The sequence below is a fragment of the Stutzerimonas sp. genome (assembly GCF_982611455.1).
Genome location: NZ_CEXBBO010000065.1, coordinates 1 through 9,606 on the forward strand (window position 1 = coordinate 1; position 9,606 = coordinate 9,606).

Genomic DNA, 9,606 nt, shown 5'->3' on the forward strand with positions numbered 1-9,606 from the left:
CCAGCATCCGGAAACGGATAGTTCAGTTGAAGGTGGGGTTTATGGAGCGCTTACGCTCGACAGTGAGCGCAAAAAAAGGACTCAGCTTTTGCTGAACCCTTTCTTGGATCTGTGGCTCGGTAGGGGCTTGACCTAATCTGTCTAGCCCCTTATACGGAAGTGCTGAAAATAGCTAACATGCTGCAGCAGCAATTATCTCCGCTTGAATTTAACTACGGTCCCTGTCGTGGTGCCTTTTAGCGTTGGGATTGCATTTGAAACGGGAATGGACTCTACGCTTAAGAAATCGTTAGGTAAGCCGCATATTTTTTCAATCTCCTTCCGAGAGATAACCAAATCGCGCAAAATCTGTTCTTTTGTCAGTACTCTAGCTTCCAATGCTGTTTTCATAGCGCGTGGCAACAGTCGAATAATCTCCACGGGCTGTTCGTTATCCAACGGTTCTCCTTTTGCCCACCCTCTTGCAGAATAACTTTTTCGAAGTCTCAATGCTTGTTCTTCATCAATTAAATTGAGCTTTTCGCTGCGATAGATGATTGCAGCAACAGAGACACTCCATCGTCTCTTCATCGATAACAATGATTCCAAAGAAGGATATCTTGATATTTCAATAGAGATAGATTCTTCCGGCAAAAGCAGACAGCTAGCAAAGTAGTTTGCCTGGCGCTCAATCTCTTTTAAATGCAAGTTATCAAATGTTTTGATTCTTCGATGAAGAACTATATGACCTATTTCATGAGCGAGATCAAACCGGCTTCGATAATAGTTACATTTATCGTCAGAAAGTAGAATGAAGGCGCGTTGAGCTGACTCGTTCCACTGAGAAAGCCCATCCATTTTTGTGTTGCCCTGAAAAGTTCTAGCGCAAACAATGCCTGCACTTTCCGCCGCTAATGCCAGATCCGAAATAGGTCCGAGGCCTAGCCCCCAGAGTCGACGGCACTCTGCTGCGGCCTTAGCTATGTCGGCAGCGCGAAGCTCTCGGTGGTCTGTTATCTGAACGTCCGGCAAATTAAGCGCCGGCCAATCTAGCCAGGTAGATAAGTAAATGAAAATCTCCTGGAGCCACTCCATTCTTAGCCCCGCCCTTGTTCGCAAATCACGGGTGGTGCTTGCTAGCGTCCTATAAAACACAGGAGATTTTTCATGTTCGCCGAGTGGTTTGGTGAACCATGTTATAGGAAACCCAAGCATCAACGACATTGCTTGAAGAGCTTCTGCCTCCGGTGCGCTTTCTCCCTTTTCCCAGCGAGAAACGGAAGACGACGATTTTCCTAGGCGAGCGCTTAATTCAAGCCGCGTCAGAGAGGCAGATTCTCTAGCCTGAGTTAAACGTGCAGGAATGAAATCCGAAACCCCGACCCTCATGAATCCCTCTTTTCACTTTCTTCTTCAATTCTGTAAAGACTCTTTTTGAGCGTAACTATTGCTCCATCTTCAGCCGGAGCAGGCTTGCTAACAGATGAGTCGGCATACATAGCGAGTACGGCTGCGCATGACTTTTTATAATGCCAACCGCTTAAGTCACTGAAGGGCACGCCAACCTGCAGGTCAAGCATGCGGTCCTGTGGAAGGTTTTTCTTTGGGTTGATATTCAGTAGCAACAAACCCAATGTATTAGACGGCAGCATTTCAACATTAGGAGAGAAAAGATCGTGCGTGTACCCCTCCAGCCGAGCATTTAAAGCTGAGATCAGTGCGCGATGCTTGGCTGTCCGTGGCAACCTCGCGCCCTGGTTAACGCCGATCCTGCCTACTTGGAGTGTTCCAGAACGAACGACCACATAATTCTCACCTTTATTACGGGCTTTCAAATCAAGAACTTCTACGCCTAGGCTAGGAGCAATATCCTTCACTATCGAATTCAATTTGTAATGCCGATTTTGAGGCAAAGCTCTGACCAGCTCAGGGGGATGCAGCTTCAATTGCCGGACGCATACGTCATGGGCTAGACCATACGCTGCATGCATTTCGTCCGACATCTGCAGCCAAAAATCTCTCGAAAAGTGCGAAACCAGCAAACGATCAATCTCAGCATGAATCTGTTTTCGGTCCACAGTAATTTCCCGTTATCTGGATTTTCCTGCATTTTTTCACCGTTATCGCTAAGACGCAATCGTTTTGCCTCGGTTGATTGCGAATGTGCCGCTTTGATCGTCGGCGACCCGTGTGGTAGAGGCTCCGCACGCTTAAAGAAAAGCGTGAGCACCACCTAAAGATAAGAATCTTTCTCATATGTATAGAAAAGAGAGCGTTGCAGCATTGGCTTTCGTAAGCGGAGCGGGATGTAAAAAAGGACGGGTTCATTTTCTCAGGACCAAGCGTTCCCCTTGCAACACAGCAACGGCTTTTTACCCCTGCTTCTCCACCCACGGCGCAACGATCTGCAACTCCCCAACAAGCAACTGCGCCGCAACCATCCAAACTACCGCACCAATCAACCCCAACGACAGATGCCCAACCACGATGCCGATGGCGATTTGTTTCCAAAGCCCGGCGTGTTGATTGGATGAAGAATTAGCGGCGGTGCGATAGGGCGTTTCGCGCTCGGCGCGGATGTTGTCGAAGTCGTCTCTCATGGTGCGCTCTCGGTGCGGTTGGCTAAACGGCGGGCACAAAAAAAGGGTTCAGCTTTCGCTGAACCCTTTTTGAATTTGGTGGCTACGCAGGGACTTGAACCCCGGACCCCAGCATTATGAATGCTATGCTCTAACCAACTGAGCTACGTAGCCAAGTGGCGCGCATTATTCGCGTCGCGCCTGTGGCTGTCAACCCTCCTTCCGTGATTTTTGTCCGTCTATCAAATGCTTATGCCGCGCCACCGGCGGGCTTTTGAAGCCTGCGCGGTGGCGCGTCTGTTTGCGTGTCCATCAGTCCCACTTTGGCGCGAAGCCGGGGTTGGCCAGGCGTTCGTTGCGGTCCAGCGTGGCGATCTGCTGCATCTCTTCATCGGTCAAGCGCAGCTCCTGAGCAGCCAGATTGGCGGCGAGGTTTTCGCGCTTGGTGGAGGAGGGGATCACGGCGAAGCCCTGTTGCAGCAGCCAGGCGAGGGCGACTTGCGCGGGACTGGCGTTGTGGCTTTCGCCGATGCGTTGCAGTACCTCATCCTGCATTACCTTGCCGTAGGCCAACGGCATATAAGCGGTGATGTGGATGCCATGGCTGCGGGCGAAGTCGATCACCTTGCGGTTCTGCAGGAAGGGATGTACCTCGACCTGGTTGGTGGCGATGTTCTCGGCGCCAATGGCGTCGATGGCCTGCTGCATATGGGCGATGGTGAAGTTGGAGATGCCGATGGCACGGGTCAGGCCGCGCTCTTTGGCTTCCATCAGGCGGGCCAGATAGCCGGAGACCGGCAGCTCATCGTTGGGCGAGGGCCAGTGCACCAGGGTGAGGTCGACCTGCTGCAGGCGCAGCTTGCTAAGGCTTTCCTCGAGGCTGGGAATCAGCCGGTCAGCGTCGAGGTTGCTGGTCCAGACCTTGGTGGTCACGAACAGCTCTTCGCGCGGCACATCGCTCTCGGCGATGGCCTGGCCGACTTCAGCTTCGTTCTCGTAGATCTGCGCGGTGTCGATGTGGCGATAGCCGAGCTCGAGGCCCATCTTCACCGAATCGATGACTTGCTGACCCTTGAGGCGAAAGGTACCGAGGCCGAAAGCGGGAATGCTCATGAGTTCTCCTATGTGATTGATCAATGCGAGGCGGCGAGGGCCGACTCGTGTGTGACGTCGCCGGATCGCGTGTCCAGGCTATCCAGCCGGCCGCTCCAATACGTGAGGGCCAGGGCAACCAGTACGACCAGCGAGCCGATCCAGGCGGTATGGATCAGACCCATGGATGCGACGATATGTCCGCCGAGCCATGCGCCACCGGCGATGCCAAGGTTGAAGGCTGCGATGTTCAGGCCCGAGGCGACGTCCACGGCGTTCGGCGTGTAGTGCTCGGCCTGGCGTACCACGTAGACCTGCAAACCGGGCACGTTGCCGAACGCCACCGCGCCCCAGAGCAACACCGTCGCCAGTGCCAGCCAGGGGTTGGCCGCGGTGAAGGTGAGCGTGAGGAGCACGGCGGCCAGCAGTGCAAAGATCAACTTCAAGGCGCTGATCGGCCCGCGACGGTCGGCCAGTTTGCCGCCCCAGATGTTGCCAACGGCCACGGAGACGCCGTAGACCAACAGCACAAGGCTCACCGCGCCTTCGCCGAAGCCGCTGATCTCCTGCAGGATCGGCGCAAGAAAGGTGAAGGCGATAAAGGTGCCGCCGTAGCCGACGGCGGTCATCGCGTAGACCAACAGCAGGCGCGGCTGTTTCAGTACGGCCAGTTGCTGGACGATGGAGGCGGGCTTGCTGTGCTGAATGTTGCGTGGCACGAATAGCAGGCTGCCGATAAAGGCGATCACACCGAGCAGCGACACCGCGAGAAAGGTCTCGCGCCAGCCAAACTGCTGGCCGATAAAGGTGCCCAGCGGGACGCCGGTGACCAATGCAACCGTCAATCCGGTGAACATGATCGCAATGGCGCTCGCGGCCTTTTCTTTCGAAACCAGGCTGGTGGCGATGGTCGAGCCGATGGAGAAGAACACGCCGTGGGCGAGGCCGGTGACGATGCGCGCCAGAATCAATGACTCATAACCCGGCGCCTGCCAGGCGAGGAGGTTGCCGGCGGTGAACAGGACCATCAGCGACAGCAGCAACAGCTTGCGCGGCACCTTGCCGGTCAGGGCGGTGAGCAGCGGAGCGCCGACCGCGACGCCGAGTGCGTAGAGGCTGACGAGCAGCCCTGCGGAAGGCAGGCTGACGCCGAGGTCACCGGCGATGGTGGGGATGAGGCCGACGATGACGAACTCCGTCGTGCCAATGGCGAATGCGCTGAGGGTCAGCGCGAGCAGAGCGATGGGCATGGATTGAAACTCCGGTTGGATTGCATGGCGCGTAGTGTCTACCGCAGACTCATGCGGAAAAACCGGGTCTCAGGCCAAACATAATTGACTGCGAGTCACAGATGAAAACCACGCTCGACGAGTTGCAGGCCTTCACGGCGGTCATTGATACCGGCTCAATATCCAGCGCCGCGGTGCAGTTGGGGCAAACCGCTTCGGGCGTTAGCCGTGCATTGAGTCGGCTCGAAACAAAACTTGCGACCACGTTGCTGCGAAGGACGACGCGGCGTTTGGAGCTGACCGAGGAGGGCGCGGCCTTTCTGGCCCAGGCGAAACGGATTCTCGACGCGGTGGAAGAAGCCGAGGAGCAGATGTCGCGCCGGCTGCAACACCCGGCTGGACGGCTGCGAGTCAATGCGTCTGCGCCGTTCATGCTGCACGTGTTGGTGCCGCTGATCGGAGGGTTTCGCCAGCGCTATCCGGATATCGAGCTGGAGCTGCACAGCAGTGATCAAATCATCGATCTGCTGGAACATCGCACGGACCTCGCGCTGCGCCATGGCCCGCTGCGTGATTCCACCCTGCACGCCCGGCCGTTGGGCCGTAGTCGGATTCGTGCGGTGGCCAGCCCGGATTATCTGGCGCGACGTGGCACGCCGCAGCGGGTGGAAGATCTGGCAGCGCATAGCCTGATCGGTTTCACTCAGCCGGAAAGCCTCAATCACTGGCCGTTGCGCCATCCGCTCGGTGAGACCTGGCCCATCGTGCCGAGCGTATGGGCGTCCAGCGGAGAAACCGTGCGGCATCTGGCGCTGGCCGGCGAGGGTATCGCCTGTCTGTCAGATTTCATGACGGCGCAGGATCGTGCCGAGGGCGCTCTGGTTGAAGTACTGGCCGACGCCAACGTGCAAGTGCTGCAGCCGATTCACGCGGTGTACTACCGCAATACCGCGTTGGCGGCGCGCATCACCTGTTTCCTCGATTATCTGAGCGAGTGCCTGGGAGAGCAGGCGTGGACGCGCTAGGGTCTGTTAACGTTTCGCTGCGAGCCGCGTTGCTGCGCCAAATTTCGCCAGGCAAGGCGCGGGACGCCGGTAATGGTCGTTCCCTTGCCAAGTTCCGCAACGCCGCCTGGCGATATTTGCCGCGCAACCCGACGGGACGGGCCGGTTTTAGCGCGATACGGCGTTTCTCGTCGCTTATTTGGAACAACCAAACTGCGCGACTCGTGCGATCTCCATGGATGGAGTGAATGCCGCAAGCCCGCCGGGAGCGGGCGCGGCCTTGTCTCGCGCTAAAACCGGCTCCGTCGCGGCCGCGACGAAACGTCAACAGACCCTAGGGACGACCGGGCCGAACCATGCCAGCCCGGGCCTGCCTAAAGCACAGGCTCACCTGCGAGGAAATCTTCATGCTCAGCATTGCCTTTCCAACAAACGGTTCGCCGCGATATCCGTGGCTGGCCGATGAATCGCCCCTGAACGATCTAGACGACGCCGAGAGCGACACCGAACTGGACGACGGCGACACCCTGCCCAATGAGGTACTCGAACAGCTTGAAAAAGAGCCGCCGCTGCCTGACCCGATGCCTGATCCGGGTGTGATGTAACGGTCCGGTTGTTTATTGGGGATGCGCTCGGGTTGCGATGCAGCGGGTGCTTATCCTGTCAGCGGCCGGAGATTACGGCTGTCGAACAACGAGTTCGTCCTTGGGACAATAAGCACGCGTCGCGTTGGGTGCGTTCCCAGGCGGAACCATCGGCGACTGGATTCCGTACTAAGCGTACCCATGCGTCTGAGTGGGTGCGCTAGCGAACGCTCTGAGTCCGGGTTACGAAGGGGCACAAGCATATCCGGCCAGGCTCGGTAGCCACTGCAGCGTTCACCGCTCCGTGACATCATGCACGGGCGCTTGGGGTATCACGACGCCAAGCGACGCAATGGCTAGCGTGATCGATCAATCCTGAAGTCATCAGCTATCTAAAAGCCCGTTGTTAACCAGGCGGGGCATCCACGTGTTTCCCTTTCTCAAGAGAAGTCATGCATGAACAGGCGGTTATTGGTTGGGGTATTGCTGATTGGTCTGCATGTATTCGTGGGCGTCACGCTGATTCCGGATTTATCGCTCGGTCTGTCCGGCAGCGTTCTGGCTTGGTTGTATCTCGTTCTTTCGGCCGTTCTGATGCGCTACGGCGTGCTAGTACGAGGGGCGGGTAACGCGCTCCTGGCGTGGTCCGGGTTGCTGGCCATGGGGATCTTTTCCAGCCTGGCGGTTTTTTCGCTGGTTCGTGCCTTCGTGCTCGTGCTGGCATCGCTGCTGGGCTGGGAGTCAGCAAACTTTACGCAGGGATCGGCCCAGGCCGTTATCGCCGCCGTGCTGGTGGTGATGCTGTTCGGGTTGCTCAACGCACGGCGAACCGCTCGAGTGGTGGAGCGCGACATCGCCATGCGCAATTTGCCTGCCGCGCTGGATGGATTCAGCATCGTGCAGTTGAGCGACATCCACGTTGGGCCGACGATCAAGCAGGGCTACATCGATGCGATTGTCAGGCGGGTCAATGGACTCTCGCCTGATTTGATCGTCATCACAGGTGATCTCGTAGACGGCAGCGTTGCCGATCTGGCCGATGACATCGCGCCGCTGGCGCAGCTAAGCGCCCGCCACGGCACCTACGTGGTGACCGGCAATCATGAGTATTACTCCGGTGCGGACAGCTGGATCGCCGAATTCGAGCGGCTGGGCATGAGGGTATTGCTCAATCGTCACGCGCTGCTTGAGCACGCTGGTGCTCGGTTGGTGTTGGCAGGCATCGCGGATTATTCAGCCGAGCTGTTCCGGCCCAATCATAGAAGTGATCCGGTAGCGGCCTTCGCGGGTGCGCCAGTCGATGTGCCGCGTATTCTGCTGGCGCACCAGCCGCGGTCGGCGAAGGCCGCGCTGGAGGTGGGCTGTGATCTGCAGCTGTCCGGGCACACGCATGGCGGACAGTTCTGGCCCTGGATGCACTTCGTGCGTTGGCAGCAGCCGTGGGTGGCGGGGCTGCAGCGCGTCGGCGAAATGCAGATTTATATAAGCCGTGGGACAGGCTATTGGGGACCGCCGCTGCGTTTCGGCGCGCCATCGGAAATCACACGAATTCGTTTGGTCAGCGCTGGATAGCGGCTTTTTCAGCTCGCCAACAGCTCGCGGCGCATCAGCACGTAGTCTTCGCCTTCCAGCTGCCCGCGGCGCAGCGGATTACGTGTGCAGTGAGCGGCAAATCCGGCATCGACGAAGCGATAGGGCAAGTGCTCGTCGCGTCCCTTTGGGATGCCGAGGCGGGTGGTCTGGACGATGTCTGGTCGTGCGCCGATGTCGTCCACGCGCAGCCGAGCGGGGTCCATGCGTTGGGCGTTCCATTGCGTTACGGTCAGGCCGAGTGCCTTGCACAGTAGCGTCTGACCGGAGCAAAGGCGAGTCAGCGGGCGCGGGCCTCCGGCTGCGGCCGGGCTGTTGGTACGCATACGTTCGATGGATTCCTCGCAGGACAGCGAGTCGACCCAGGGGTAGCCGGCCTTGATGCACACCGCATTGCCGTCACCCTGGACGCTGAAATTCAGCGAATCGCCACCGCGCGAATAATAAAGGTAGAGGTGCCCGGCCGGCATGAACATCGCCCGTCGTGAAGGGCTGTACCCCAGTGAAGAATGGCTGGCCTTTTCGTCGACGTAATAGGCCTCGGTCTCGATGATGCGCGCCGACAACCAGAGTCCATCGACACAATGCCGAATCACGGTGCCCAGCAGATCCTGCGCGACGATCTGCGCGTCCCGGTCGAAAAAAGCGTCGTCGAGATACTGTTGCGGTGGTTCGGTGAGGCTGTTCATCCACGCTCCGGCTTCGGCAAGTCTGCATGTTCCGACCGATAAGCGGGACGAATATTCCCCAATGGATGGCTGGATTTGGTGCCAGTCGTCAGACAAACAAGCGGTGCAGACATGGCCGTTCGGCTTTATCTGGTCCAAGTGGGAAGCTTAAAAAGCAAAAAGCCCTGCTTGGGCAGGGCTCGTTATGATGCTTGGATCAAATCATCGATCCAGTTTCGCTTAGACGTTAGACGGTAAGTTGCCTGCTTGGGCCCAGCAAACAATGACATATTGGTAAGTTCCGTGATTTTCGTACCCGGTTCCGTACCCGGTTATAGCGTTGTGTGCGCTTATTTGTGCTTACAGCGCCTGGTCAGGCTGACTTGGCGCTGTCATGACGAAACGGTTGGGCGCATCAGCTTCTCGGTAGGAGGAGTGCCGACTGAGAAATAGCCTGTTTTATTGCTTTCGAGATAGCCTTGATCTTTTCTTTTCTCGCGCTATCTAGCCGTGCCTCATCGATAACGATGCCCGGGTGTTCGGTGTCCAGGGCGAGCTCCCATATAGAAAGCCGTGTGGCTAGCTTTTGAATTTGTCTCATGGCCTCATGATGTTTCGCCCTGAGTAGATCGATGTGTTGTTTCGCTTCCTTGCGCTCAATCGCACGCGCATTTTCAATTTTACTTTCCCTCTTGCGGTACTCCTCGGCCAGATTCTCGACCTGTTCTAGGGCTGTGGCAACGACGCAGCTCTCACTGATTTTCAAGTCTTCTGCGATGCGGCTGAGACGCTTCTTGGTCTTGGTCGGCAGAGTGAATGTGCAGACCTTGTTGCCGCTGACCGAAAACTGACCCAGTAGAGGCTGTTCTGCCGACTGAAAA

Annotated in this window: 10 protein-coding genes and 1 tRNA gene; 3 read left to right on the forward strand and 8 right to left on the reverse strand. The window is 57.3% G+C overall.

Translation table 11 applies throughout. The features are described 5' to 3' along the window. Window positions 1-192: 192 nt before the first annotated feature. From AC2LD7_RS21415 to AC2LD7_RS21440, 6 genes are all read right to left on the reverse strand, one after another. Complete coding sequence (locus AC2LD7_RS21415) at window positions 193-1,368, reverse strand: ImmA/IrrE family metallo-endopeptidase (RefSeq protein ID WP_484599643.1); 1,176 nt, start codon at window positions 1,366-1,368, stop codon at window positions 193-195. Continuing rightward, a complete protein-coding gene (locus AC2LD7_RS21420; protein ID WP_484599644.1) occupies window positions 1,365-2,057 on the reverse strand; it encodes a hypothetical protein in 693 nt (230 codons plus the stop codon). The genes AC2LD7_RS21415 and AC2LD7_RS21420 overlap by 4 nt, the downstream gene beginning before the upstream one ends. Before the next feature lie 294 nt (window positions 2,058-2,351). Continuing rightward, complete coding sequence (locus AC2LD7_RS21425) at window positions 2,352-2,579, reverse strand: hypothetical protein (protein WP_484599645.1); 228 nt, start codon at window positions 2,577-2,579, stop codon at window positions 2,352-2,354. A 76-nt stretch (window positions 2,580-2,655) separates the two neighbouring features. Next, a tRNA-Met gene (locus AC2LD7_RS21430) sits at window positions 2,656-2,732 on the reverse strand. A 138-nt stretch (window positions 2,733-2,870) separates the two neighbouring features. Then, complete coding sequence (dkgB, locus tag AC2LD7_RS21435; protein WP_484599646.1) at window positions 2,871-3,671, reverse strand: 2,5-didehydrogluconate reductase DkgB; 801 nt, start codon at window positions 3,669-3,671, stop codon at window positions 2,871-2,873. A gap of 20 nt (window positions 3,672-3,691) precedes the next feature. Then, window positions 3,692-4,900, reverse strand: coding sequence for an MFS transporter (locus AC2LD7_RS21440; RefSeq protein WP_484599647.1), 1,209 nt, complete (start codon window positions 4,898-4,900; stop codon window positions 3,692-3,694). A 101-nt stretch (window positions 4,901-5,001) separates the two neighbouring features. Between AC2LD7_RS21440 and AC2LD7_RS21445 the strand changes: the two genes are divergently transcribed. From AC2LD7_RS21445 to AC2LD7_RS21455, 3 genes are all read left to right on the forward strand, one after another. Continuing rightward, window positions 5,002-5,904 carry a LysR substrate-binding domain-containing protein gene (locus AC2LD7_RS21445; protein WP_484599648.1) on the forward strand — a complete coding sequence of 301 codons (903 nt, stop codon included), beginning with the start codon at window positions 5,002-5,004 and terminating at the stop codon, window positions 5,902-5,904. Between the two features lie 386 nt (window positions 5,905-6,290). Next, window positions 6,291-6,488, forward strand: coding sequence for a hypothetical protein (locus AC2LD7_RS21450; protein WP_484599649.1), 198 nt, complete (start codon window positions 6,291-6,293; stop codon window positions 6,486-6,488). A 435-nt stretch (window positions 6,489-6,923) separates the two neighbouring features. Further along, window positions 6,924-8,039 (forward strand): metallophosphoesterase, encoded by a 1,116-nt coding sequence (locus AC2LD7_RS21455; RefSeq protein WP_484599650.1) that lies wholly within the window; start codon window positions 6,924-6,926, stop codon window positions 8,037-8,039. A gap of 8 nt (window positions 8,040-8,047) precedes the next feature. On the opposite strand, the gene AC2LD7_RS21460 is transcribed toward AC2LD7_RS21455, so the two are convergent. Both AC2LD7_RS21460 and AC2LD7_RS21465 read right to left on the reverse strand, forming a co-directional pair. Further along, the gene (locus tag AC2LD7_RS21460) at window positions 8,048-8,746 is read right to left on the reverse strand and encodes a DNA-3-methyladenine glycosylase (RefSeq protein WP_484599651.1); all 699 of its coding nucleotides are present in this window, start codon (window positions 8,744-8,746) and stop codon (window positions 8,048-8,050) included. A gap of 394 nt (window positions 8,747-9,140) precedes the next feature. Then, window positions 9,141-9,606, reverse strand: a 466-nt coding sequence (locus AC2LD7_RS21465) for a hypothetical protein (protein ID WP_484599652.1), incomplete at its 5' end; no start/stop codon positions are given.

Coding starts and splice junctions, on each gene's coding strand:
- AC2LD7_RS21440 (WP_484599647.1), bottom strand. CDS start 4,900: ATGCCCATCGCTCTGCTCGCGCTGACCCTCAGCGCATTCGCCATTGGC.
- AC2LD7_RS21445 (WP_484599648.1), top strand. CDS start 5,002: ATGAAAACCACGCTCGACGAGTTGCAGGCCTTCACGGCGGTCATTGAT.
- AC2LD7_RS21450 (WP_484599649.1), top strand. CDS start 6,291: ATGCTCAGCATTGCCTTTCCAACAAACGGTTCGCCGCGATATCCGTGG.
- AC2LD7_RS21460 (WP_484599651.1), bottom strand. CDS start 8,746: ATGAACAGCCTCACCGAACCACCGCAACAGTATCTCGACGACGCTTTT.
- AC2LD7_RS21425 (WP_484599645.1), bottom strand. CDS start 2,579: ATGAGAGACGACTTCGACAACATCCGCGCCGAGCGCGAAACGCCCTAT.
- dkgB (WP_484599646.1), bottom strand. CDS start 3,671: ATGAGCATTCCCGCTTTCGGCCTCGGTACCTTTCGCCTCAAGGGTCAG.
- AC2LD7_RS21415 (WP_484599643.1), bottom strand. CDS start 1,368: ATGAGGGTCGGGGTTTCGGATTTCATTCCTGCACGTTTAACTCAGGCT.
- AC2LD7_RS21455 (WP_484599650.1), top strand. CDS start 6,924: ATGAACAGGCGGTTATTGGTTGGGGTATTGCTGATTGGTCTGCATGTA.